Source organism: Aurantiacibacter odishensis, from assembly GCF_003605195.1.
Classification (GTDB): domain Bacteria; phylum Pseudomonadota; class Alphaproteobacteria; order Sphingomonadales; family Sphingomonadaceae; genus Alteraurantiacibacter; species Alteraurantiacibacter odishensis.
In genome coordinates this window covers 720,651-743,622 of record NZ_QYOS01000025.1, presented here as the reverse complement: position 1 = coordinate 743,622, position 22,972 = coordinate 720,651, and the positions used below count along the sequence as shown (strand labels likewise).

Below are 22,972 nucleotides of genomic sequence, written 5' to 3'. Positions count from 1 at the left end.
GTCGGGGCTTTGCACCTCACGGAAACTGCTTATGCCAAGATCAACCTCGCGCTGCATGTCCGCAGTCGGCGCGAGGATGGCTATCACGAACTTGAGACCCTGTTCGCTTTCGTAGATTGTGGAGACGTGCTGACGGCGAACAGCGCGGAGGAGGATCGGCTGAACACCGTCGGTCCGTTCGCGACGGCGCTGGTAAATCCTTTCGACAATATCGTGATGCAAGCCTTGTCGGCGCTGCCGCGATCCGATGGGCTGGACGTAACGCTGGAGAAAAACCTGCCCGTCGCAGCGGGGCTGGGCGGCGGCTCGGCCGATGCAGGGGCAGTCTTTCGCATGGTTCGTGGGGCCTACAGCCTGCCCGACGACTGGCGTGAGCGGGCGGCAAGACTTGGCGCGGATGTCCCCGCCTGCGTCGACAGCGACATGCATATCGGGCTGGGCACCGGAGCGCAGCGCGTGGAGGTCGAGAACGACATGGCCGGCATGGCCGTGCTGCTGGTCAATCCGCGAAAGCCGGTTCCGACAGGACCGGTGTTCAAGGCGTGGGATGGCACGGACAGAGGGGCGCTACCTACCGGACCGGCAAGCCGCATCGCCCGCCACGGTCGCAACGACCTGCGCCAGCCGGCCATCGAAATCTGCCCTGAAATCGCCACCGTTCTCACCTCGTTATCCACCACCGACCCGTGGATGCACGAGATGTCCGGCAGCGGAGCGACCTGCTTCGCTCTTTATGAAACGGCAGAAATTCGCGATAGGGCGGCACAAAAGCTGGCATCGGAGCATTCCGACTGGTGGCAGATGAAAGGATCTTTGCGATGAGCGAGACGGTCTTTCGCCATATCGGCGAAGCCCGGCCGGGCGGCATTGTTGCCGTGTGCGACCATGCTTCCAACCGCGTGCCCGGCGAATTCGAACTGGGCGTGTCGCGCGAAACGCTCGAAAAGCACGTCGCATGGGACATTGGCGCGGGTGGCGTATGCGACCGCCTTGCGCGCCGACACGGCATCGCGTGTCTGCTTAGTGACGTCAGCCGCCTCGTGATCGACATGCACCGGGAGGAAGATCACGACAAGCTGATTCCCATTAACACCGATGGCATTCTTGTCCCCGGCAACATCGGCGCAAACCGTGAGGCGCGCCTTGATGCCTACCACCGGCCTTACCATGCCGAGATGGAGCGCTGGTTCGACGAGGTGCAACCCGGCCTTATTCTCTCCATTCACAGCTTCACGCCCGAACTCGAAAGCGATCCTGCGCAGGAACGTCCGTGGGAGATCGGCCTGCTCTACAACAAGGATGATCGCGCGGCGAAGCATGCCATTCGCCTGTTTGGCGAACTCGGCGTGACCGTTGGCGATAACGAGCCCTATTCCGGCAAGCTGCTCAATGCGACGATGAACCGTCATGCCGAGGCGCACGGACGGCCCTATTGCGCGATCGAGATCCGCAATGACCTGATTGCCACCGAAACCGGGCAGGCCCGCTGGGCTGCGATCATCGCAGACGTCGCGGGGCGGGTGAAACTGGCGCTCGACACGTTCGACTGATCAGCGCCGCTTGATCGCGCAAAAGCTTTTCCTCTTTCGGACAGGTTGCCGCTTCCTTTAAGGGAGGTTGCGACATACCCAAGCTGGACCGACGCAAGGCAGGATCGACAATGCCCGCATATCGCTCACGTACCACCACCCACGGCCGCAACATGGCCGGTGCCCGCGGCCTGTGGCGCGCCACCGGCATGAAGGATAGCGACTTCGGCAAACCGATCATCGCCGTTGTCAATTCCTTCACCCAGTTCGTGCCGGGCCACGTACACCTGAAGGACCTTGGACAGTTGGTCGCACGCGAGATCGAGGCGGCAGGCGGCGTTGCCAAGGAATTCAACACCATCGCCGTGGACGATGGCATTGCCATGGGCCACGACGGGATGCTCTATTCGCTGCCCAGCCGCGATCTTATCGCGGACAGCGTGGAATACATGGTGAACGCGCACTGCGCCGATGCCATGGTGTGTATTTCCAACTGCGACAAGATCACGCCCGGCATGCTGATGGCGGCGATGCGACTGAACGTACCTGTCGTGTTTGTCAGCGGCGGACCGATGGAGGCCGGCAAGGTGGTGCTGAAGGGCAAGGAAGTGGCGCTGGACCTGGTCGACGCCATGGTCGCAGCGGCGGACGAGAGCTACACCGACGAGGAAGTCCTCAGCATCGAACAGTCGGCCTGCCCGACCTGCGGATCGTGTAGCGGCATGTTCACCGCGAACTCCATGAACTGCCTCACCGAGGCGCTTGGCCTTTCGCTGCCGGGCAACGGCTCGCAGCTTGCCACCCATTCCGACCGTCAGGGCCTGTTCGAGCGGGCCGGGCGGCTCGTGGTCGCTCTGGCGAAGCGTTATTACGAAGAGGACGATGCGAGCGTCCTTCCGCGCTCCATCGCGACGTTCGAAGCGTTCGAGAACGCGATGAGCCTGGATATCGCCATGGGCGGTTCCACCAATACCGTGCTTCACCTGCTCGCTGCCGCAGCGGAAGCAGGAGTTGATTTCACCATGCAGGATATCGACCGGCTAAGCCGCAAGGTGCCGTGCCTGTCCAAGGTTGCTCCGGCCAAGGCCGACGTGCACATGGAAGACGTGCACCGGGCGGGCGGTATCATGGCGATCCTTGGCGAGCTGGACCGTGCGGGGCTGCTGCACACGGCGCTGCCCACCGTGCACAGCCCGACAATGGGCGATGCGCTGGATGACTGGGATATCGTCCGCAACAGCAACCCGAAAGTTCACGAATTCTACAAGGCGGGCCCCGGCGGCGTGCCCACGCAGACGGCATTCAGCCAGTCGCGCCGGTGGGAGGAGCTCGACCTTGACCGGGAAAGCGGCGTGATCCGCAGCGCCGAACACGCATTCTCGCAGGATGGTGGACTTGCCGTCCTTTACGGCAACATCGCGCGCGACGGATGCATCGTTAAGACCGCGGGGGTGGATGAGAGCATCCTCAAATTCGTGGGTCCGGCCAAAGTCTACGAAAGTCAGGACGCAGCCGTCGGGGCGATCCTCGGTGACGAAGTGAAGGCAGGCGACGTGGTGGTGATCCGCTACGAAGGGCCGAAGGGCGGTCCGGGCATGCAGGAAATGCTCTATCCCACCAGCTACCTCAAGTCGAAGGGTCTTGGGGCGAAATGCGCTCTGCTGACCGACGGGCGGTTCTCCGGTGGCACATCGGGCCTCTCCATCGGCCATGCCAGCCCCGAAGCGGGTGAGGGCGGGGCCATCGCCCTGGTGGAAACCGGCGACATCATCGAGATCGACATTCCCGCCCGCACCATCAACATGGCGATCAGCGAGGAAGAACTCGCCCACCGCCGCGCCGATATGGAAGCGAAAGGCGATGCCGCATGGCAGCCGGTCGAGAAGCGGGAGCGGCGCATCACGCCCGCCTTGCAGGCCTATGCCGCCATGACGACGAGCGCCGCCAAGGGTGCGGTTCGCGACGTGAGCCAGATCACACAGGGCCGGAAATAGTGCGAGCAGGCGGCGCTTCCATTATTGCGATCATTGTGCTGGGCGGTTGCCAGGATGCGGGCGAAGCGGGTGCACAGCCAACCAGTACGACGATGATCGATTGCTCGCTGGGCGGCGCGGGTGGCTTTGGGCGCGATTGTTCCATGGAACGTGTCGAGCAGGATGGCGCCAGCTTCGTGATCGTGCGCCATCCAGACGGGGCATTTCGCCGCTTCGAGCTTGGTGTGCCGGGTTCCGGCCTCGTCACTGCCGACGGCGCGCAGCAAGCCGAAGTGACTGACCGCGGCGGATATGTCGAAGTTCGCGTGGATTCGGATCGCTATCACTTGCCGGTTTCGCAATGAGCGCCGCCGCGCCCCAGCAAATTCTGACCGCTGAGCAGATGCAGGCGGCGGAGCAGGCGTTGATCGACGGTGGCGATACAGTCGAAAGCCTGATGGAGCGCGCCGGTGCCGGGGCCGCCGACTGGGTCTGGCGCCTTGCCGCCGGTCGGTCCGTGACGGTGCTGTGCGGGCCGGGCAACAACGGCGGAGACGGCTACGTGATCGCCCGAGTTCTTGCAGATCGTGGCCTTTCCGTATCGGTCGTCGCGCCGATCGAGCCCAAGACTGATGCCGCGCAGACAGCGCGCGGCAAATGGGGCGGCGAGGTGGTGGAGAAAGCCAGCGGCGAGGTACTGGTGGATTGCCTGTTCGGAACCGGGTTGGGCAGGCCGCTTTCGGATGAGTTGTTTGCTTTGCTGACTCATCTCGTGAACAGCCACACTCTACGGATAGCTGTCGATCTGCCAAGCGGTGTCGACAGCGATAACGGCGATGTCCTCAACGAGGGTCTGCCGGATTACGATCTCACCCTCGCGCTAGGGGCGTGGAAGCACGCGCACTGGTTCATGCCTGCGATGGCACGGATGGGAGAGCGCAGGCTGGTCGATATCGGCGTGGGCAAGGTGCATTCCGCCGCGCGCCTTTCCGCACGGCCCAGCTTCCGCAAACCTGCGCCTGATGCCCACAAGTATTCGCGCGGAATGGTGGCCGTGATTGCGGGCGCAATGCCGGGCGCCGCTGTCCTCGCCGCCTGTGCCGCGCAGCTTGGCGGAGCGGGCTATGTCAAAATCCTCGTGGACGAGGATTGCGAGCCGCCCGGTGCGCCGATTGACGTTGTGGTGGAGCATGGCTCCCTGTTCCAGATGGTCCGCGACAACAGGATCGATGCCATCGTGATCGGCCCCGGCTTCGGTCGCAGCGATGCTGCCGTGTCGCGCCTCGACTGGATCCTCGCCTGCGACGTTCCCACCGTTGTCGATGCCGATGCGCTGGCCTTGTTGCAGCCGCCAATGCTGGAAGACCGCAATCTGCCGATCATCGCCACGCCTCATGCGGGCGAACTCGAAGGGATGGCCAACGCCTTCGGCACCGTCGGGTTGGACAGGGTGGAGCAGGCGGTCGAACTGGCCGAAGCGATCGAAGGCGTGCTGGTCGCCAAGGGGCCGGATACGATCGTTGCCGCACAAGGCTCTTCGCTGGCGGTCATGCCGCCATCCACCAGCTGGCTCAGCACGGCGGGAACGGGAGACGTTCTCGCGGGCCTGATCGGCAGCAGGCTGGCAACCGGCGTCAGCCCACGCCTTGCGGCGGAACAGGGCTGCTGGCTCCATGCGGAGGCAGCGCGGCTTGCGGGCCCGGTCTTCACGGCAGGCCAGCTTGTCGAATACATCCCCGATGCCTTTGCGGAGCTATCGTGAGCGAGAATGCCGAGATCATCCGCATCGCTGCAAAGGGCGATGGCGTGACCGCAGATGGACGGCACGTCGCCAGGGCCGTGCCCGGTGACGTGCTGCGCGCCGATGGCACCCTCGAACATGGTCCGCACCATGCCACTCCGCCGTGTCGTCACTTCGGCACCTGCGGCGCATGTCAGTTGCAACATTGCGACGAAGCGACGCTCAGCGATTTCGTGCGAGGGCGGGTGGTCCATGCGGCGCATGGGCAGGGGCTGGAGCCTCAGGTCGTTGCCGCTCCCGCCATGTCACCTCCGCACACCCGCCGCCGTGCAAGTCTGCGCGCGGTGAACGGAGGTGGCCGCCCGCTGATCGGCTTCACGCAGGGTGGCTCGCACAAGGTCGTCGACATGCGCGAGTGCCATGTGCTGCATCCCCGGCTCTTTGCGCTGGTGCAGCCGTTGCGCGATTACCTTGCGCAACTGAAAGGCCGCTACGCCATCGGCATCGAGATGACGCTTTTGGATCAAGGCGTGGACCTGAACATCAGCGGTTTCGCTCCGGAAGGGCTGGAGCAGACCGAGACACTTCTTGATTTCTGCCGGGAGCAAAGCCTTGCGCGCCTGACGCTGGACCATGGCTTTGGCGCGGAAAGCTTCTGGGAGCCGGAGCCTGCGACGGCAACGCTGGGCGGCGTGCCCGTGCCTTTCCCGCCGGGCGCCTTCCTGCAGGCCACGGACCATGGTGAGGCGGCGCTGGTGGCAGCGGCGAGAGAGTGGCTTTCAGGCTGCAACCGCGTGGCGGACCTGTTCGCGGGGTTGGGCACTTTCGCCCTGTCGCTTGCCGCTCAATCGCAGGTGCTGGCGGCAGAGGCCGATGCTGCGGCCAGCAATGCCTTGCGGCTCGTCGCCAATCGTCGCCGCTTGCCCATCGAATGCGCGCATCGCGATCTCTTCCGCAATCCGCTTCGCGCGAGTCAACTGGATGCCTTCGACGGCATCGTGCTCGACCCGCCACGCGCTGGCGCTCGCACGCAGGTGGAGCAGGTGGCGCAGAGCAATGTCGAACGCGTCGTTTACATCAGCTGCAACCCGTCGAGCTGGGCGCGTGACTGCGTGCAGTTGAAAGAGGCTGGTTACGCGCTGGCGGAGCTTCGTCCGGTCGGGCAATTCCGCTGGTCGACCCACGTGGAACTCGCGAGCCTTTTCCTGCGTCAGGCTTGATCGTTTAGGACCTCGATAATGTGGTGCCGTAACCAGTCACTGTGCTCCGGGTCACTGAAGGCGTGATCTGCGCCGGTGCACTCATGCACCGTCTGGTCGCTGATCGGGAAGTTCGCTTTGAACGCCTGCGCCGTACGGTCCCGGCTCGCCAGCAGGATGCGGACGTCGCCATCGAACTCAGCCAGCGACGATGCCATGGTTTCGCCCAGAATCGTGGTCGATGGCCTTGTCGTCGCGGCGCGTTTAAGGCTTCTGGCCACGCCGCCAAGAGACACCTTCCCGGTAATCAGGCGAGCGATCTCCCGCGGATTGCGCAGTTTTTCGAGGGAACGCGCCCGGATCGCCTCGGGCGTGGTTTCGTCCGAGGCCTCGTCATCGAACGTCCACGGATTGGCGAGGACCAGCGCATCCATTCCGAAACCGCGCCCCAGCATCAGTGCCGCAGCCCCGTCGCAATTGCCGAAGCCGACAAATCGCCGGACCTGCGGGCATTGCTGTCGGAATCTGGCGATGGCGGCCTCGACATCAGGGGCGGAGGCGCGGAAACCAAGGTTTTCGCCGCTACTGTCCCCGACCCCGCGCCGGTCGAAACGAAATACCGGAAAGCCTGCCGCAGCCACCTGTGCCGAAAGCCGCGACAGGCCTGAGAAGGCACCGTTACGGGCCGCGTTACCACCGCTCACCACCAGCAAGCCTGCCGATCCCTCTGCATCGTCCAGAGTACCGACCAGACTCTCGGCGAGGCAGGAAAACGGGACATGCTGCCTTGTCATGGCAGCCGCTCCGCCACCAGCGCGGCGAGGCGATCGGCCTGGGCTGGATCGTGACCGGGTTCGACGCGCAGCCAGAGGCCGCCGCCACCGACATCGCCCTGCGCGATCTCCACCGCAACGGTATCTTCAGGCTGCGCCTGCTCCAGCTCGGCAATCATTTCGGGGCCGATCCGGTATCCGGCCAGTTGCAAGCCCTCTGTCCGGCCACGACGGAGGAGTTCCTCGCGCGTGTCTGCGCGGCCTGCCTCCCTTGCAACCATGACCTGCGCACGCAGCATTGCGCGCAGAAGGCTGGGGCCGGAAGCCGGGGCGTAATGGACGTTGGGCAGAGTGGCTGGCGCAACCAGTGCGCCACCCCTGATCGCCAGCACGTGCGTGGCGCGGAAATGGTTCGCGGCGTGACGCATCGCTTCTCGCCATCCGGCCAGAGTCTGGCGTTCCAGCGGAGCGAGGCTTTCGTTGGTGCCAGGCAGATCAGGCAGGAATGAATCGATTCCGGCTACATCCAGCCTGCGCATCAGTTCGACAGTGAAATGGCGCAGCTTGTTGCCTTCGTCGAACAGACCGCGCAGCAACAGGACGCGTCGGGCCCGGTCTGCATCGAAGCCGAGCACGTATTCATCGTTACCGGAGGGCGAGGGCCAGAGACCCGTCAGCATGGCGGTTCAGCCGATGGCGCGCTTGCCGACGAGGAAAGAACGAAGACCTCCGAACGTCTCCAGCATTTCGCCGTCAACGTCCTCGTCATCGATGATGATATCGAGCCGGTCTTCCAGTTCGGTGAGCAGCCCGGCGACCGCCATGGAATCGAGTTCCGGCAGATGTCCGAAAAGGCCGGAGTCCGGTTCAAGCTCGTCGATTCGCTCTGCCGAAAGGCCGAGCACGTCCGAAAGGACCTGGCGCAGGATGAGATCCGTGTCCTCGGACTGTTCGGTGCGGGCGGGAAGGTTGGTCGCCATAATAGTTGCGCACTAGCCATCGGATGCCCCGCGCACAAGCTTGCGAAACACGTGCTTCGCCAGGACCGGCCAGTTTCGCGGGCTCCCCGGCCCGAGACAGATGAGCCTCCATCGCACTCTTACGTCTTCCATCCAGTCGCGCTTGTAAGGATCGTCGCCCGTGCCGAAGTCGACGAGATTGACGCCGTCGGTATCGATGACCCGCTCGAACATAGCCGCAGTCAGCGTGGTGCCGGGCGAGAGCTTGTCGACGCCCTGCCGGTGCGCCAGCTTGTGAATGTAGGCCGTGCCGTTATCGACGGTCCAGAATTGCGCGGCGATTGGCTGTCCGTACCGGCGGGCAAGGGCGAAGCGGTAGCGGCCCGCTTCGCTTTCGCCCTGCGCGAAGGCACGCAGGAGGTCTGGATCGCCTTCCTCAGGTTTCCAGCTATCGGCGTAGATATCCTCGTATGCCGACCAATCGGCAGGGTCAAACCTGTCGGCAATCGCCAGCTCGACCTTCTTCGCTTTACGCTTCAGTGTCGTGCGCAAGTGACCCGGGCGACTGGCAAGATACTGTTCGTAACTTCGCTCACCGACTGCGAGGACGTGGTTCGTGTCGCAGGGTTCGACAATGACAAGCCATCCGGCGCTGCGAAAGGCATGTGCGAACCGCGTCAGGGTGCCATCGTCCGGCAGCTTGGAAAGGACCACGCGGTGTGTCCGGCGCGCAAGGTCTGCGGCGAGTTCCCTAAGCATGGCATCGTCGCCCGCGCCGCTCGTGCGAAGGTCGCTCCAGGTGAAGGCATACCAATTGGTCAGCGCTTCGAAGCCGTTGCCGGTTCGGCAAAGGGGCAGGGCGATGCCTTGCTCATGGCTTCGGGCAAGCGCCAGGAAAGGTCGCATACCGCTGTTTTCGAGCAAGGCGAACCATTCCGGCCGTGCAAAAGGACCTGCATTAGACCAATCGAGGCCTTGCAGATCGTTAACCGTGTCGTGATAGCTGATCGCCGTCACCGAGAAGCGCACTCCAGGAAGTTCATGCCCACCACGCCCGACCCCACGCCCTATCCGCTCGATCACCTTGCGCTGCGTGGTGATGATGCGGACGCGGCTTTGGTCCTGCGGGGGGAGACGCTTAGCTGGAAGGACTTAAGAAGCCGTGTCGCGCAGCTTGCGGGATGGTTAAGCTCCAAGGTCCCGGAGAAGGGCGCGCGGGTCGCCACATGGGCGGCCAAGGGGGAACTGACCTGCCTGATGCCGCTTGCGGCTGCGCGGGCAGGGCTGGTGCACGTGCCGATAAACCCGCTGCTGAAGCGGGCGCAGGTAAACCATATTCTCGCCGATAGCGGCGCCAGTCTGCTAATCGCGAATGCGGCGCGTCTCGCTTCGATGGAGGAAGGGGATGTGCCCGCCGGTTGCCCGCAGATCGAGGAAGCGACAGCCTTGGAGGCAGCGCGCTCGGCAACACCGTTGCTCGATCCCTCGTCAGCCGATCTCGCTGGCCTTTGCGCCATCCTCTACACCAGTGGCTCCACCGGACGGCCCAAGGGCGTAATGCTCAGCCATAGCAACCTGTGGCTGGGCGCGGTCAGCGTGGCGCATTACCTCGGAATGAAGGCGGACGACGTGACGCTCGCCGTCTTGCCGCTCAGTTTCGATTACGGGCAGAACCAGTTGCTTTCCACTTGGTACGCGGGCGGCAGCGCGGTGCCGCTGGACTACCTGACGCCGCGTGACGTCATCAAGGCGTGCGGCCGCCATGGCATCACGACGCTCGCCGCCGTGCCGCCGCTGTGGGTGCAGCTCGTGAGGCAGAAGTGGCCCGCCGAGGCGGTGGCATCGATGCGCCGCCTGACCAACAGTGGCGGCGCCTTGACGGAGGATCTCGTAGGGGATCTTCGCCGCACTTTCCCGGACGCGCGCCTGTTTCCGATGTACGGCCTGACAGAGGCTTTCCGCTCGACATACCTCGATCCCGAACTGGTGGACAAGCATCCCACATCGATGGGCCGCGCCATTCCGTTTGCAGAAATCCTCGTTGTGAATCAGGATGGTGAGATCGACAGTGAAGGTGAACTCGTGCATTGCGGCCCGCTGGTTGCGCAAGGTTACTGGCAGGATGCGGAGCGGACGGCGCAACGTTTCAAGCCTGCCCCCAAGGCGTCGCACTACGGCGGCATGGCGGTGTGGTCTGGCGACAACGTGCGGCGGGACGAGGATGGCTTGCTCTATTTCGTCGGGCGCGACGATGCCATGATCAAGAGCGCGGGCAATCGCATCAGCCCGCAGGAAATCGAGGAGGCAGCAATCGCGACGAGACTGGCCGAGGAAGCCGTTGCCCTTGGCGTTCCCGACGACAAACTGGGGCACGCCATCTATCTTGTCGTGCGCGGCAGCGGTTCGGAAGACGAGTTGCGAGCGGCGCTTCGGCGCGAATTGCCCAATTTCATGCAGCCCGCTGTTATCCGCTGGCTCGATGCCATGCCGCTGAACCCCAACGGCAAGGTCGACCGGGCCCTGCTTGCAAGAGAAATGACATGAAGGCGCTCGGCCCGATCCCGCCCGAATTCACGGCCCTGGATGACGAGCTTTCCATCGGCGGACGCACGGCATCCTCGCTGGTCAAAGAGGCCGGTGACACGCCGCTGTTCGTCTACTCTCGCAGTATTATCGAGCAGCGCATCGCCGGATTGCGCGCCGCGATGCCAGAGCGCCTGAATATTCATTACGCAATGAAAGCAAATCCTTACGGGCCTTTGCTGCAATTCATCGCAGACCTCGTAGATGGTCTCGATATCGCCTCCATCGGAGAGTTCGAGCAAGCTCGCGAAGCTGGCTATCTGCCGCGCGAGATAAGCTTTGCGGGGCCGGGTAAGCGCGACCGTGAATTGTTCGCCGCAATCAAGGCCGGGGTCACGCTCAATCTCGAATCCGAGAACGAGGCGGGGCGCGCGCTCCAGATGGGCAAGCAACTGAAAGTGAAGCCCCGGCTCGCGATCAGGGTGAACCCGACGTTCGAACTGCGCGGTTCCGGCATGAAGATGGGCGGCGGGGCGAAGCCGTTTGGCATCGACGCGGACCGCGTTCCCGCGCTTGCGCGAAGGATTGTCGACGCTGGCGCGAACTGGCAGGGCTTCCATATCTATTCGGGCAGCCAAGCACTGGATGCAGAGGCGCTGATCGAGGCGCAAGGTCACGTGCTCGACCTTGCCGCGCAGTTGGCAGACGAAGCGGGCGTAGACCTGCCGCACCTCAACATGGGCGGTGGCTTCGGCATTCCGTATTTCGACAAGGACACGCCGGTCGATATCGCCGCAATAGGTGCCGCATTGGAAGAACGCTTCGCCGACCTTCCTAACGTGCTACGCGAAACCCGGTTCGCGATCGAACTGGGGCGATATCTCGTCGGCGAATCAGGTGTATACCTGACGCGTGTTGTTGATCGGAAGGTGAGCCACGACACCACTTACCTGATTACCGATGGCGGGCTCCATCACCAGTTGGCAGCGTCCGGAAATTTCGGGACCGTTGTCCGGCGTAATTATCCCGTGGCCATCGCCACGCGCTTCGATGCGGAGCCGGAAGAGGTTGTGAACGTCGTCGGCTGTCTTTGCACCCCGCTGGATCGCCTGGCGGACGCGGCACACCTTCCGCGCGCAGAGGTGGGTGATCTGGTCGCCGTGTTCTGCGCCGGGGCATATGGGGCGAGCGCCAGCCCGGCGACATTCCTCGGCCAGGGTGCAGCCCGCGAATTGCTGGTCTGATACCCGATTCTCGAAGCGTCCCAGAACAGGACAGGTCTTCGCAAACCCGCTTCCTGCGCGGTTTTGCGCATGAAGACTAACGCATTGTTCACCCTTTTTCGAGAGAAGCCCTGACCGGATCCCAAGGGCAGTTCGCATGGGCGGTACGATCGCCGTTCACGCTGGCCGCCGGTAATTCGCGAAGGACGCCTGATGCGCACGAAAATGCCCGTAAGTCTCATGTTCGCCTCGACCTGTCTCGCTGTCGGCCTGACCGGCTGCGGCGGCGGGGCATCGGGTCCGCAGCTTGAGCCCGCGCGTTTTGTTGCGATGCAGGAAGGGCCTGGCGAGGAATACGTTATCGGTCCGCTCGACAAGCTCACCGTCCACGTCTGGCGCAACGACGAACTTGGTGCAGAGGTGCAGGTGCGCCCCGATGGCCGGATCACCACGCCGCTGGTGGCGGATATGCCCGCCGTGGGCAAGACGCCGACGATGCTTGCCGAGGATATCCGTCTGCAACTGTCGCAATACATCGAAGAGCCGTTGGTGACCGTGATCGTGAACGAATTTGCCGGCACGTTCAGCCAGCAGGTTCGCATCGTGGGTGCGACCGCGCAGCCCGCCTCCATCCCCTACCGCGCCAACATGACGCTGCTCGACGCGATGATCGCGGTCGGTGGCCTCAACGAATACGCTGCGGGCAACCGCGCTACGCTGATCAGGTTTGATCGCCAGTCCGGCAGCCAGAAGGAATACTCCCTGCGCCTGGCAGACCTTCTGCGGCGTGGGGATAGCGATGCCAACGTGATGCTGCGTCCCGGCGACGTGATCATCATCCCGGAAAGCATGTTCTGAGGAAGGTCCGAAGGCTTTGAACCAGCTTCTCGAAGAACTGCGTGGCGGCATCTATGCGATCTGGAATCGCCGCTGGCTGGCGCTGGGCATCGCATGGGCAACCTGCCTTCTGGGCTGGCTGGTCGTCGCGCTGATCCCCAACACCTACGAGAGCGAAACGCGCATTTTCGTGCAGCTAGACGACGTGCTTGCCGAACAGATCGGCATAGGTGCGGCAAGCCGCGCGCGCGATATCGATCGTATCCGCCAGACGCTTGTCAGCGCGGTCAATCTGGAGAAGGTGGTCCGCTCCACCCGTATCGGCGACGGTGTGACTTCACCCACCGACATGGAAGCCGCCATTGAGGGGCTGACCAGGGATATCGAGGTGGTGAGCGAAGGCGAGAACATCTTCGAGATCACCGCTGCCAGCGGTCGCCGGGACTTGTCCGATTCGCAGAACGCGGAACTGGCGCAAGTCATCGCCCAGCGCATGATCGAGATTTTCCGCGAGGAGAACCTTGGCGGGGCGCGCGGGGATATGCAGGACTCCATCGAATTCCTGAACCAGCAGCTGGCCGCGCGCGAAGCCGAGCTTGCTGCGGCAGAAGAGCGCCGCCTCGCATTCGAAACCGCGCACCCGGAACTGATCGGCGGGGCGCAGGCCATTGCCAACCAGTTAAACGCGACCCGCGCCGAACTGCGCGCTGTGGAAGCCGACCTTGCCGCCGCGCAGAGCGCGCTGGCGGGCCTGGAGGGCCAGATCTCCAGCACGCCGCGCTTCATCGTCACGCCCGGATCTGGCGGACCGCAGGCTTCGCTGGCGCAGGCCCAGGCGCAGCTCGCCGCGCTGGAGGCACGCGGTCTTACCGACGAGCATCCCGACATGGTCGCAGCCCGCCGGACGGTTGCCTCTTTGCGCGAACAGGCACAGGCAGCCGGGCCTTCGGGCGGCCAGCTGAACCCCGCCTACAGCACGCTTCAGTCGATGTACGTGGAACGGCAGTCCAACGTGCAGTCCTTGCAATCGCGGGCGGCGGGGCTGCGGGCGGAAATCGCCTCGATCACGGCAAACCAGGCGCTGGAGCCGGGCGCTGCTGCCGAAGCCCAGCGGATCAGCCGGGACTATGACGTGCTGCGCGAACAGTACGACCAGCTCCTGCAGGACCGTGAGGAACTGCGCCTGCGGGGGCAGGTGGAAAACGAGCGGAGCGCGGTGCAGTTCGAAGTGGTCGATCCACCAACCACCCCGCGCAAGCCTGCCGCGCCAAACCGGCCGTTGCTGCTGCTGGGAGTGCTGATCGTGGGCATAGGTGCGGGCGGCGGCAGTGCCTACGCACTGAGCAAGCTCGGCTCTACTTTCGCAACCGCAGGCCAGCTTGAGCGCAGCGTCGGTCTGCCGGTGATCGGTACGATCTCGCATACCTTTACCGAGGCAGGCCGCGAATTGCGGGCCAAGCGCCTCAAGTATTTCGCAGCCGGCGTCGGCGGACTGGGCGTGATGTTCGTGGTGCTGATGGGCGTCGAATTCGTCCAGCGCGGCATGGTGGCTTGAGGGGGACCGAGCGATGACAGACCAGAGCAACTCTCCCGAACCACCCAAGACGCTGCTGGAGCGGGCCGAAAGCATGTTCGGCATGGGCGGCTACAAGCCGGCCAAGGTACCGAATGAATTGAAGAAGCCGGTGAACCGTCGCCCGAAACGTGCAACGCCGAAACCGAAGTTGAACGAAAGCGAAGAAGCCCCGGTGCCTATCGAAGCGCCGCAGGCGGAACTGCGAGCGCCGCCGGAGCCAGTCTACGTCGACGTGAAATTCAGCGACAAGCAGCACCCGCTCAACCGGGACTGCCTGTCCCGCTACGGCCTGATCCAGCCTGAGGGGCAAGTCACCGAATTGCTGGAGGAGTTCCGCATCGTGAAGCGGCAGGTGCTGCAATCGGTGCGCAAGGCGCAGGAGAAGGGCAACGGTGCGCTGGCGCAGCGCGTGCTGATCTGCTCTCCGCACCCGGACGAGGGCAAGACTTATTGCGCGGTAAACCTCGCGCTGGCGCTGGCCGCAGAGAAGGACTGCGAAGTCCTGCTTGTGGATGCTGATTTCGCAAAGCCCTCCGTGCTCAGGATGCTGGGCCTGCCGAAGGGGCCGGGCTTCATGGACGTGCTGGCACGCGACGACGTGATGGTGGAAGACTGCGTGCTCGCTACCGACATCGCCGGACTGCACGTTTTGCCAGCAGGCAATCACACCACGTCGGACAGCGAATACCTCGCCAGCCATCGCACGGCGCAGGTGCTGGACCGGCTGACCCGCGCTGCGCCCCGGCGGATCATCATCTTCGACAGTCCGCCCGCATTGGCGGCCTCTCCGGCTGCCGAACTCGCCAATCACGTGGGTCAGGCCATCATGGTCGTTCGTGCCGATCGTACAGGGCAGAATGCGCTCGAGGATGCATTGACGCTGCTCTCCGCCTGTCCCGATCTCAAACTGCTGCTCAATGCCGCGCATTTCAGCCCCAGCGGCCGCCGCTTCGGTGCCTATTACGGTGAAGAGGCGTGATGGCAGGGCACCCATGTCTGTTTGCGAGAGCGACCCTTGCGCTGGCGTTGGCCACGTTGTCGCAGGCCGCGCTTGCCCAGCAGGAAGGCCCCGCTGCCCCTTCTGCAATGGCCGAGCGCGACAGCAACGAGCGTGCCGAGCGTGCCTACGGCGCGGACGTAGCGCCCTATATCGAGGCTTCGCAGGTCATTACCGCGCAGCTGCAACCGGGCGACGAGGTGCTGACCTACACGCAGCTTGCCGCTGGCGTGGATGCCACGATTGCGGGCCGCAACAGCGCCGCATCCGCATCGCTGCGTTACGAACGCGACATTGGTTACGGCGATGCGGTGGACAGCGATACCGTGTCGGGCATCGCCCGCGCGTCGCTCAGCCTCTATCGCCAGGGCATCACGCTGGAGGCCGGGGGCCTCGCTTCCCGCACCAGCGTGGATGGCAGCGGATTCAGTTCGGTCGGCCAGATTGCCGGAAATGAGGGGTCAACCAGCCAGATCTATTCTGTCTACGCAGGTCCCGCGATCCAGACCCGTTCCGGGCCGATGCAGATCAGCGGCCAGTATCGGCTCGGCTACACCCGTGTGGAGTCGCCCGATGCGCTGGCGCTCGCGCCGGGTGAGGAGCCGGTAGATATCTTCGACGACAGCGTGACGCATAATGCTGCGCTGCGCGTCGGGCTTGCTCCGGGCACGGTCGCACCGGTTGGCGTCGGTGTGGGCGGCGGATGGAACCGCCAGGACATTTCCAATCTCGATCAGCGTATCGACGACAAGTACGTGCGCGCCGACGTGACGCTCCCGGTTTCTCCGACCCTCGCTCTGGTAGCGGGTGTCGGGTACGAAGACGTAGAGGTATCCAGCCGCGACGCCGTGCTGGATGCGGATGGCACTGTGCTGCTCGGCCCCGATGGCCGACTTGTCACCGACGAAAGCCAGCCGCGCCGGATCGCCTATGAGACAGACGGGCTGATCTGGGACGTGGGCGTGATGTGGCGGCCCAGTCGCCGCACCTCGCTCTCTGCTACACTGGGCCGCCGCTATGGCTCCACCACCTATTACGGCACGCTATCTTACGCGCCCAGCCGCAATTCGGGCCTCAGCGTCGCCGTTTACGACAACATCACCGGCTTCGGGGGGCAACTGACGAACGCGCTGGACCTGCTGGGCACCGATTTCACCGCCGTTCGCAATCCGATCTCGGGCGACCTCGGCGGCTGCGTGATCGGGGTGGAGGGCAACAACTGCACGCTAGCACAGCTCAACTCGCTGCGCTCCTCGGTCTTCCGCAATCGCGGGGTTTCCGCGAGCTATTCCGCCGTTGCCGGACGCACCAGCTTCGGCATCGGCGCGGGTTACGATCGCCGCAGCTTCATTGGCGCGGAGGAGACCGTCCTCGCCGCTGTGGATGGGGTGGTGGACGAAAGCTATTACATCGCGGCGAATATCGCCCACCAGCTCGATCGCAATTCGGGGCTGTCCGCTGGTGCCTATGCCAGCTGGTTCGATGCCGGCGCGGGCAATCTGGGCGATGGCATCGGTTATTCCGCATCGCTCGCCTACAATCGCGACATCTGGCGCGGACTCACCGGCATCGCTGCCGTGGGCATCGACGGCATCAGCCGCGACGACGACCTCGCCGACTATTCATCCGCTTCGGCCCTGCTGGGCCTTCGTTACACGTTTGACTGATAGGGTCATCAAGGAGACCAGACCCATGTTCGATAACTTCTATGGCCTCACCGGCAAGCCTTTCCAGCTGACGCCCGATCCGGAGTTCTACTTCCGCTCGGTGACGCATCGCAAGGCGTTGTCCTACCTCGGCTATGGCCTAGCGCAAGGAGAGGGCTTCATCGTCATCACCGGCGAAGTGGGATCGGGCAAGTCGACGCTGGTCGCGCACATGATGGAAAGCCTGGATGATAGCCAGGTCACTATCGCGCAGGTCGTCACCAGCAAGCTGGATGGCGAAGAGATTGTCCACGTCGTCGCGCGCAGCTTCGGTCTCGATATCGAAGGGCATGACAAGGCCACCGCGCTGACCGAGATCGAGAGCTTCCTGCACGAGGAAGCCCGTGAGGGTCGCCGCTGCCTGCTGGTGATGGACGAATCGCAGAACCTTTCCGTTTCGGCGCTGGAAGAGCTGCGGATGCTGTCGAACTTCCAGCTTGGCAACCACCCGCTGTTGCAGACGCTGCTGCTGGGCCAGCCCGAATTCCGCGTGACGATCCAGAGCGACCCGGGGCTCGAACAGCTGCGCCAGCGCGTGATTGCCGCGCACCACCTGGAGCCGATGCAGAAAGGTGAGATCGAGCCCTATATCTTCCACCGCCTGAAAGTAGTGGGCTGGGATGGCAACCCGGCATTCGACCAGCGCGTGTTTACGGAACTGTACGAAGCCAGCGGCGGTATTCCGCGCCGGGTGAACCAGATCGCCAATCGCCTGCTGCTGTTGGGCGCTGTGGAAGAGAGAAACCGCATCGATGCTGCCATGCTGCAGAACGTTCTGGCCGAGATGGAGGCGGAGCGTGCCTTCCCCGAAGCGGCACCCTCGCCGATGCCCGCGCAGGAGGTGAGCTATGAGCCTGTGAAGGCCATGCCCACCACTCCGCGGGTCGACAGGGAGATGCTGGAAGAATACCTGGCCGAGCGCGACGCCCAGATCGCCGAATTGCAGCAGGCCATCGTGGAAATGGCCGATCAGCGCGACGCCGATATTGCTGAGAAGGTGAACCCGGAGATCGAAAGCCTGCGCGCGCAGCTCGCCCGCGTCGAATCCAGGTGCTTTGAACAGGAGCGCACGATCCGTCAGACGCTCACCATGTTGATCGACTGGATCGAGAACGACATGGATTCGAGCAAGGCCGCCTGAACGCCAAGGCGGAGCCAATCCGGGCAAGGAGCCGAAACGCCGTGAATGCTCTGAACTTCGACAACAAGCCGGCCAAGGCGGAAGAAGTCGTCAACGGCCTGTCGGTCGATGTGGAAGACTGGTTCCAGGTCGGCGCATTCGAGGATGTGATCGAGCGCGGCCAGTGGTCCACTCTGGATGACCGGGTGGACCGCAACGTGCGCCGCATTCTCGACCTGTTCGACGAGGCGGGCGCTAAAGGCACCTTCTTCACGCTGGGCTGGGTGGCGCAGCGCCACGGAAGCCTACTGCGCGACATTGCCGGCCGCGGCCACGAAATTGCCAGCCACGGCTGGGATCACCAACGCGTGTTTCGCATGAACGAGGCGAGTTTCGCGGCCGATATTGCCAGCACCAGAAAGGTGCTGGAAGACGCGAGCGGCACGCGGGTTGTCGGCTATCGCGCGCCAAGTTTCTCCATCGATGCGCGCACGCCATGGGCGCACGAGGCACTGGTGGATGCGGGCTACCTCTATTCCTCCAGCGTCGCGCCGATTGCGCACGATCATTATGGCTGGCGGGAAGCGCCGCGTTTCGCGTTCAAGCCGGTCGAGGGCAGCAATTTCGTAGAGCTCCCCGTCACAACTGCCATGTTTCGCGGTAAGCGCCTGGCTGCAGGCGGGGGCGGGTTCTTCCGTGTCCTGCCATACGCGTTCAGCCGCTGGGCCATCCGCCAGGTCAACCGCACCGATGTGCGTCCGGCGATCTTCTATTTCCACCCCTGGGAAATCGATCCGGGCCAGCCTCGGGTGGCTGGGGCGCCGCTGCGTTCGCGTTTGCGGCACTACACGAACCTTGGCAAGATGTCCGGCAAGCTCGAACACCTCGTGCGCGAGTTTCACTGGGGCCGCATGGATGGCGTCGCCAAGCGTGAGAACCTGCGACTACGCCTGGAGAAAGCGGTGCACGGATGAATGCGCCGTTCCCCATGGTTCGCGAAATGACGCGCGCTGTCGACCTGCGCCAGCCAGACGAAGTGGCCCGCATCGAGGCATACGTGGCGGACCAAGCTGGATCGGTCTTCCACCGGCCGGCATGGTTGCAGGCTGTTGAAACAGGCACGGGCCAGCGCGCCCGAGGTCTTGTCGCGGAAAGAGGCGACAGGGTGACAGGCTGGCTGCCGCTGACCGAGGTTCATTCACCCGTGTTCGGACGAATGCTGGCGTCCTCCGGTTTTGCGGTTGAAGGCGGCGCACTGGCCGAAAGCGACGAAACCGCCTTGAACCTGATTACTGCGGCCGAGGAATATGCGCTTCGCCTGTCCTGCCCGACGGTGGAGGTTCGTGGCGGCGTGGCAGGCCGCGGATGGCACCTGCGCCACGAAAGCCATTGCGGCTTCGTCGCGCCGCTGGCCGTGGACGACGATGCGCAACTCGCAGCGATCCCGCGCAAGCAGCGCGCCGAGGTTCGCAAGAGCCTCAACATCAATCTGAAGGTCACGACTGGCAAGGGCTCGCTAGAACGCCTGGCGCATTACCGCGTCTATGCCGAAAGCGTGCGTAACCTTGGCACGCCGGTGTTCCCGAAGGCCCTGTTCGATGCCGTGCTCGACAGGCTCGATGCGGACATCCTGACAGTGTGGGACAAGGGCGCGCCCGTCGCGAGCGTGCTTTCGCTTTATCACGATGGCGCGGTCATGCCGTACTGGGGCGGCGGCACATGGAATGCGCGCCGCCTCCGCGCCAACGATCGCATGTATTTCGAGCTGATGCTGCATGCTCGCAGCCGCGGGTGCGAGCGCTTCGATTTTGGGCGCAGCAAGACCAACAGCGGGGCCTACGCATTCAAGAAGAACTGGGGTTTCGGAGCCGAGCCCTTGTCCTACGCAAGCTGGACCGCACCGGGCCATGAGGCGCGGGACGCCGATCCTACCAGTGCGCAGCACCAGTCGCGCATCGCGCTGTGGAAGAAGTTGCCGCTGGGCGTGGCGAACCGGGTCGGTCCGATCATTGCGCGCGGACTTGGGTAGGGGACAGCCATGAGCGGCGATATCCTCTTCCTCGCGCATCGCCTGCCGTTCCCCCCTGACCGCGGCGACAAGATTCGTTCGCACCACGTCCTCAAGGCGCTGGCGGGCATTGCGCCCGTGCATGTCGGCTGCCTCGCCGAGACCGATGCCGATATGGCGTCCGCGCACTTCCTGGACGGAATGGCGCGCAGCTGGTGCATGCCACGCCGATCGAAGCCGCTTACACTAGCCGGTGCCGAAGCTTTACTGCGCGGTGAGCCTGTAAGCTTTGCCGCTTTCCGCTCGCGCGAGTTGGCGGATTGGGTGCAGAACCTCCTCAGTTCGGGCAAGATAGCGGCAATCTACGTCTTTTCCGGGCAAATGGGACAGTATGTGCCGACCGATTGGCAAGGACACCTTCTGCTCGATCTCGTCGATGTCGATTCCGCCAAGTTCGAAGCTTACGGCAAGGCGGGAACCGGTCCACGGGCGTTCGTCGATGCACGGGAGGGGAGGCTGCTGAAAGCGGAAGAATCCCGCCTCGTACAACGCGCCGACACCACGCTGCTGGTGAGCGAGGCCGAGGCCAACTTGCTGCGGGAGCGGACGAGCGGAACGCACGATATTCGTGCCCTGCGCAACGGCATCGACTGTGCGCTGTTCGATCCGGGTTCGGTCGGACCTGCCCCGGTACTGATGGAAGGTGGCCCGCATTATGTTTTTACAGGGCAGATGGATTACGCCCCCAATGTCGAAGCCGTTACGCGGATGGCCCGCGAGATCATGCCCGACGTCCTACGCACTCTGCCCGCGGCACAGTTCCATATTGTCGGCCGCGCCCCTACTAAAGAAGTGCGATCCTTGCACGGCGTTCACGGTACCAGCGTCATCGGCGAAGTGCCCGATACGCGGCCCTGGCTCGCCGGCGCAGATGCCGTCGTGGCACCGCTCCGGATCGCGCGGGGTGTGCAGAACAAGGTGCTGGAGGCAATGGCCATGGCGCGGCCCGTCATCGTGTCGCCAGATGCTGCGAGCGGCATTCACGCAGCCGAGAACGAGCAAGTCCTCGTTGCAGAAGACAACGCCGCTTTCGTGGCTGCACTGCTGCGGCTTGCATCTGAGCCCGCCGCTTCACGGACATTGGGGCATGAGGCGCGGCGGTTCGTCATGGAGACAATGAACTGGCGAGCCATGCTGTCTGAATTGCCGCAATTGTTGAGCATGGTTCAGGTGTCTTCGCGCGATGCTGCTTGAAGCGGCCTCTCCGCATCGCGCCGCGATCACAGAGAGGATTGCGCCTGCCTGGCGTATGCCCCTGCTACGTCTTGCAATCGCCTGGGCCGCGATACTGGCGCTGTTCGCGGCGGACTGGGCGGTAATGGTGAACCAGTGGTGGAACATCTCCACCTTTAACCACATCCTGCTTGTACCGGTGATCATTGGTTGGCTGGTGTGGCAGAGATCGCCAGAACTGGCGAAACTGGTGCCGCAAGCATGGGGGCCGGGATTGCTGATGGTGACAGGGGCCATGTTCGCTTGGCTGCTGGGTGATATTTCCGGAACGGCAACCGTCAGCCACCTCGCGCTCGTGATGGTATTGCAGGCCAGCGTCGTCACCTTGTTCGGGCCGCGCGTGGCATGGGCGTTGCTCTTTCCGCTCGCGTTCGGCCTTTTCCTTGTCCCTGTCGGGGAAGAGCTTGTTCCGGCATTGCAGATGATCACGGCGCACATCACGATCGCACTGACCCATGCCAGCGGGATTCCCGCCGCGGTGGAAGGCGTCTTCATCGACACGCCGGTCGGCCTGTTCGAGGTCGCCGAAGCATGCTCGGGCGTGAAATTCCTGATCGCCATGGTGGCGCTTGGCACGCTGGTCGCGCACGTATGCTTCCTTGCGTGGCGACGGCGCGCGGTGTTCATGGTGGTGGCGGTTGTCCTGCCGATCCTTGCGAACGGCGTGCGCGCATGGGGCACGATCTACATCGCCCAGTCTCAAGGTATCGCCTTTGCCGCAGGCTTCGATCACATTGTTTATGGCTGGATTTTCTTCGCGCTGGTGATGGCGGCGCTGTTGGCCGCAGGCTGGAAGTTCTTCGACCGGCAGATCGGCGTTCCGTTCATCGATGCCGCTACGATCCGCGCCGCCAGGTGGCCCGGCCGCCTGGAACGCTGGAACGGCAATGGCTGGTTCGTCATGAGCGCGCTTGTTGTTGCAGCCGTGGTCCACATCGCCTGGGCGGCCCAGGCCCGCAGCGTAGAGGCAGCGCTTCCGGACGAAATCGGACTGGTCGAAATCGAGGGGTGGGAGCCTGTCGCGCTGGACCAGTCGTATCCGTGGCACCCGCGCGCGACCGGCTACGATCATCGGCTGATTACCAGCTATCGAGATAGGCAGGGCAGGGTGGTGGACGTGATCTTCGCACTCTACGCCGCGCAGGAAGAGGGCCGAGAGGCGGGGGGCTACGGCGAAGGCGCGCTGCCGAGCGATACCGAATGGCGGTGGCTATCGGCGAACAACGCGCCTGCTGGTGCGAGCGGCGTGCGATTGCAGGCGCTGGGCACGCAGCAACGCGTCGCCTACACCTGGTATCGTCATGACGAATGGACCGGCAGCAGCCGCCTTCGCCTCAAGCTGCTCAATATGCGGGATCGCCTGCTTTCCGTTCCACAGCCGACGATGATGCTTATCGTCTCTGCCGAGGATACGTCCACGCAGGACGGTGAGACCGTGCTCGCGGACTTTCTGCAATCCACCGCTCCCGTTTCGGATTGGATGGACGCTTTGGCCCGGCTCGACTAGTTCGCACG

At 63.9% G+C, this 22,972-nt stretch carries 21 protein-coding genes; 17 read left to right on the top strand and 4 right to left on the bottom strand.

The features are described from left to right. Positions 1-9 precede the first annotated feature (9 nt). The 6 genes from D4Q51_RS15520 to D4Q51_RS15495 all read left to right on the top strand — a co-directional run bounded on the left by D4Q51_RS15520 (position 10) and on the right by D4Q51_RS15495 (position 6,463). Positions 10-822 (top strand): 4-(cytidine 5'-diphospho)-2-C-methyl-D-erythritol kinase, encoded by an 813-nt coding sequence (locus D4Q51_RS15520; protein WP_120078714.1) that lies wholly within the window; start codon positions 10-12, stop codon positions 820-822. After that, entirely contained in the window at positions 819-1,550 is a 732-nt protein-coding gene (locus D4Q51_RS15515; protein WP_120078713.1) for an N-formylglutamate amidohydrolase, read from the top strand. Before D4Q51_RS15520 ends, D4Q51_RS15515 begins: the two co-directional genes overlap by 4 nt. A gap of 110 nt (positions 1,551-1,660) precedes the next feature. Next, on the top strand, positions 1,661-3,523 hold the full coding sequence (gene ilvD, locus D4Q51_RS15510) for a dihydroxy-acid dehydratase (RefSeq protein WP_120078712.1): 1,863 nt from the start codon (positions 1,661-1,663) through the stop codon (positions 3,521-3,523). Then, positions 3,523-3,867, top strand: coding sequence for a hypothetical protein (locus tag D4Q51_RS15505; RefSeq protein WP_120078711.1), 345 nt, complete (start codon positions 3,523-3,525; stop codon positions 3,865-3,867). Before ilvD ends, D4Q51_RS15505 begins: the two co-directional genes overlap by 1 nt. Further along, positions 3,864-5,264 (top strand): NAD(P)H-hydrate dehydratase, encoded by a 1,401-nt coding sequence (locus tag D4Q51_RS15500; RefSeq protein WP_120078710.1) that lies wholly within the window; start codon positions 3,864-3,866, stop codon positions 5,262-5,264. The genes D4Q51_RS15505 and D4Q51_RS15500 overlap by 4 nt, the downstream gene beginning before the upstream one ends. After that, positions 5,261-6,463: a class I SAM-dependent RNA methyltransferase gene (locus D4Q51_RS15495; protein WP_120078709.1), complete on the top strand. Its 1,203-nt coding sequence runs from the start codon at positions 5,261-5,263 to the stop codon at positions 6,461-6,463. The genes D4Q51_RS15500 and D4Q51_RS15495 overlap by 4 nt, the downstream gene beginning before the upstream one ends. On the opposite strand, the gene D4Q51_RS15490 is transcribed toward D4Q51_RS15495, so the two are convergent. The 4 genes from D4Q51_RS15490 to D4Q51_RS15475 are packed head-to-tail and all read right to left on the bottom strand — an operon-like array spanning position 6,454 to position 9,080. Continuing rightward, complete coding sequence (locus tag D4Q51_RS15490; protein ID WP_120078708.1) at positions 6,454-7,236, bottom strand: hydrolase 1, exosortase A system-associated; 783 nt, start codon at positions 7,234-7,236, stop codon at positions 6,454-6,456. The genes D4Q51_RS15495 and D4Q51_RS15490 overlap by 10 nt on opposite strands. Further along, positions 7,233-7,895, bottom strand: coding sequence for a hypothetical protein (locus tag D4Q51_RS15485; RefSeq protein WP_120078707.1), 663 nt, complete (start codon positions 7,893-7,895; stop codon positions 7,233-7,235). The genes D4Q51_RS15490 and D4Q51_RS15485 overlap by 4 nt, the downstream gene beginning before the upstream one ends. Before the next feature lie 6 nt (positions 7,896-7,901). Then, positions 7,902-8,195, bottom strand: coding sequence for a phosphopantetheine-binding protein (locus D4Q51_RS15480; protein WP_120078706.1), 294 nt, complete (start codon positions 8,193-8,195; stop codon positions 7,902-7,904). 12 nt (positions 8,196-8,207) lie between these two features. Then, positions 8,208-9,080, bottom strand: coding sequence for a GNAT family N-acetyltransferase (locus D4Q51_RS15475; protein WP_120078798.1), 873 nt, complete (start codon positions 9,078-9,080; stop codon positions 8,208-8,210). Positions 9,081-9,215: 135 nt separating this feature from the next. On the opposite strand from D4Q51_RS15475, the gene D4Q51_RS15470 reads away from it, so the two are divergent. The 11 genes from D4Q51_RS15470 (at position 9,216) to xrtA (ending at position 22,964) form a co-directional block, all read left to right on the top strand. Continuing rightward, positions 9,216-10,718 (top strand): acyl-CoA ligase (AMP-forming), exosortase A system-associated, encoded by a 1,503-nt coding sequence (locus tag D4Q51_RS15470; protein WP_120078705.1) that lies wholly within the window; start codon positions 9,216-9,218, stop codon positions 10,716-10,718. After that, on the top strand, positions 10,715-11,941 hold the full coding sequence (locus D4Q51_RS15465) for a pyridoxal-dependent decarboxylase, exosortase A system-associated (protein WP_120078704.1): 1,227 nt from the start codon (positions 10,715-10,717) through the stop codon (positions 11,939-11,941). Before D4Q51_RS15470 ends, D4Q51_RS15465 begins: the two co-directional genes overlap by 4 nt. Before the next feature lie 192 nt (positions 11,942-12,133). Further along, entirely contained in the window at positions 12,134-12,778 is a 645-nt protein-coding gene (locus D4Q51_RS15460) for an XrtA/PEP-CTERM system exopolysaccharide export protein (protein ID WP_240624803.1), read from the top strand. A gap of 16 nt (positions 12,779-12,794) precedes the next feature. Then, the gene (locus D4Q51_RS15455) at positions 12,795-14,312 is read left to right on the top strand and encodes an XrtA system polysaccharide chain length determinant (protein WP_120078703.1); all 1,518 of its coding nucleotides are present in this window, start codon (positions 12,795-12,797) and stop codon (positions 14,310-14,312) included. 13 nt (positions 14,313-14,325) lie between these two features. Further along, positions 14,326-15,312, top strand: a complete 987-nt coding sequence (locus tag D4Q51_RS15450) for a P-loop NTPase family protein (RefSeq protein ID WP_120078702.1) — start codon at positions 14,326-14,328, stop codon at positions 15,310-15,312. Between the two features lie 107 nt (positions 15,313-15,419). After that, the gene (locus D4Q51_RS15445; protein ID WP_240624802.1) at positions 15,420-16,997 is read left to right on the top strand and encodes a preprotein translocase subunit YajC; all 1,578 of its coding nucleotides are present in this window, start codon (positions 15,420-15,422) and stop codon (positions 16,995-16,997) included. 25 nt (positions 16,998-17,022) lie between these two features. Next, on the top strand, positions 17,023-18,177 hold the full coding sequence (locus D4Q51_RS15440; RefSeq protein ID WP_120078700.1) for an XrtA/PEP-CTERM system-associated ATPase: 1,155 nt from the start codon (positions 17,023-17,025) through the stop codon (positions 18,175-18,177). A gap of 41 nt (positions 18,178-18,218) precedes the next feature. Further along, the gene (locus D4Q51_RS15435) at positions 18,219-19,130 is read left to right on the top strand and encodes an XrtA system polysaccharide deacetylase (RefSeq protein ID WP_240624800.1); all 912 of its coding nucleotides are present in this window, start codon (positions 18,219-18,221) and stop codon (positions 19,128-19,130) included. Further along, a complete protein-coding gene (locus tag D4Q51_RS15430) occupies positions 19,127-20,185 on the top strand; it encodes a FemAB family XrtA/PEP-CTERM system-associated protein (protein ID WP_120078699.1) in 1,059 nt (352 codons plus the stop codon). The genes D4Q51_RS15435 and D4Q51_RS15430 overlap by 4 nt, the downstream gene beginning before the upstream one ends. Before the next feature lie 9 nt (positions 20,186-20,194). Next, positions 20,195-21,418, top strand: coding sequence for a TIGR03087 family PEP-CTERM/XrtA system glycosyltransferase (locus D4Q51_RS15425; protein WP_120078698.1), 1,224 nt, complete (start codon positions 20,195-20,197; stop codon positions 21,416-21,418). Continuing rightward, complete coding sequence (gene xrtA, locus D4Q51_RS15420) at positions 21,408-22,964, top strand: exosortase A (RefSeq protein ID WP_120078697.1); 1,557 nt, start codon at positions 21,408-21,410, stop codon at positions 22,962-22,964. The genes D4Q51_RS15425 and xrtA overlap by 11 nt, the downstream gene beginning before the upstream one ends. The last annotated feature ends 8 nt before the right edge of the window (positions 22,965-22,972 follow it).

What these genes read in the sequence shown, in the direction of transcription:
- D4Q51_RS15480 (WP_120078706.1), bottom strand. Translation starts at nt 8,195, where the DNA reads ATGGCGACCAACCTTCCCGCCCGCACCGAACAGTCCGAGGACACGGAT.
- D4Q51_RS15515 (WP_120078713.1), top strand. Translation starts at nt 819, where the DNA reads ATGAGCGAGACGGTCTTTCGCCATATCGGCGAAGCCCGGCCGGGCGGC.
- ilvD (WP_120078712.1), top strand. Translation starts at nt 1,661, where the DNA reads ATGCCCGCATATCGCTCACGTACCACCACCCACGGCCGCAACATGGCC.
- D4Q51_RS15500 (WP_120078710.1), top strand. Translation starts at nt 3,864, where the DNA reads ATGAGCGCCGCCGCGCCCCAGCAAATTCTGACCGCTGAGCAGATGCAG.
- xrtA (WP_120078697.1), top strand. Translation starts at nt 21,408, where the DNA reads ATGCTGCTTGAAGCGGCCTCTCCGCATCGCGCCGCGATCACAGAGAGG.
- D4Q51_RS15430 (WP_120078699.1), top strand. Translation starts at nt 19,127, where the DNA reads ATGAATGCGCCGTTCCCCATGGTTCGCGAAATGACGCGCGCTGTCGAC.
- D4Q51_RS15490 (WP_120078708.1), bottom strand. Translation starts at nt 7,236, where the DNA reads ATGACAAGGCAGCATGTCCCGTTTTCCTGCCTCGCCGAGAGTCTGGTC.
- D4Q51_RS15450 (WP_120078702.1), top strand. Translation starts at nt 14,326, where the DNA reads ATGACAGACCAGAGCAACTCTCCCGAACCACCCAAGACGCTGCTGGAG.
- D4Q51_RS15470 (WP_120078705.1), top strand. Translation starts at nt 9,216, where the DNA reads ATGCCCACCACGCCCGACCCCACGCCCTATCCGCTCGATCACCTTGCG.
- D4Q51_RS15440 (WP_120078700.1), top strand. Translation starts at nt 17,023, where the DNA reads ATGTTCGATAACTTCTATGGCCTCACCGGCAAGCCTTTCCAGCTGACG.
- D4Q51_RS15445 (WP_240624802.1), top strand. Translation starts at nt 15,420, where the DNA reads ATGGCCGAGCGCGACAGCAACGAGCGTGCCGAGCGTGCCTACGGCGCG.
- D4Q51_RS15425 (WP_120078698.1), top strand. Translation starts at nt 20,195, where the DNA reads ATGAGCGGCGATATCCTCTTCCTCGCGCATCGCCTGCCGTTCCCCCCT.
- D4Q51_RS15465 (WP_120078704.1), top strand. Translation starts at nt 10,715, where the DNA reads ATGAAGGCGCTCGGCCCGATCCCGCCCGAATTCACGGCCCTGGATGAC.
- D4Q51_RS15460 (WP_240624803.1), top strand. Translation starts at nt 12,134, where the DNA reads ATGCGCACGAAAATGCCCGTAAGTCTCATGTTCGCCTCGACCTGTCTC.
- D4Q51_RS15485 (WP_120078707.1), bottom strand. Translation starts at nt 7,895, where the DNA reads ATGCTGACGGGTCTCTGGCCCTCGCCCTCCGGTAACGATGAATACGTG.
- D4Q51_RS15475 (WP_120078798.1), bottom strand. Translation starts at nt 9,080, where the DNA reads ATGCGACCTTTCCTGGCGCTTGCCCGAAGCCATGAGCAAGGCATCGCC.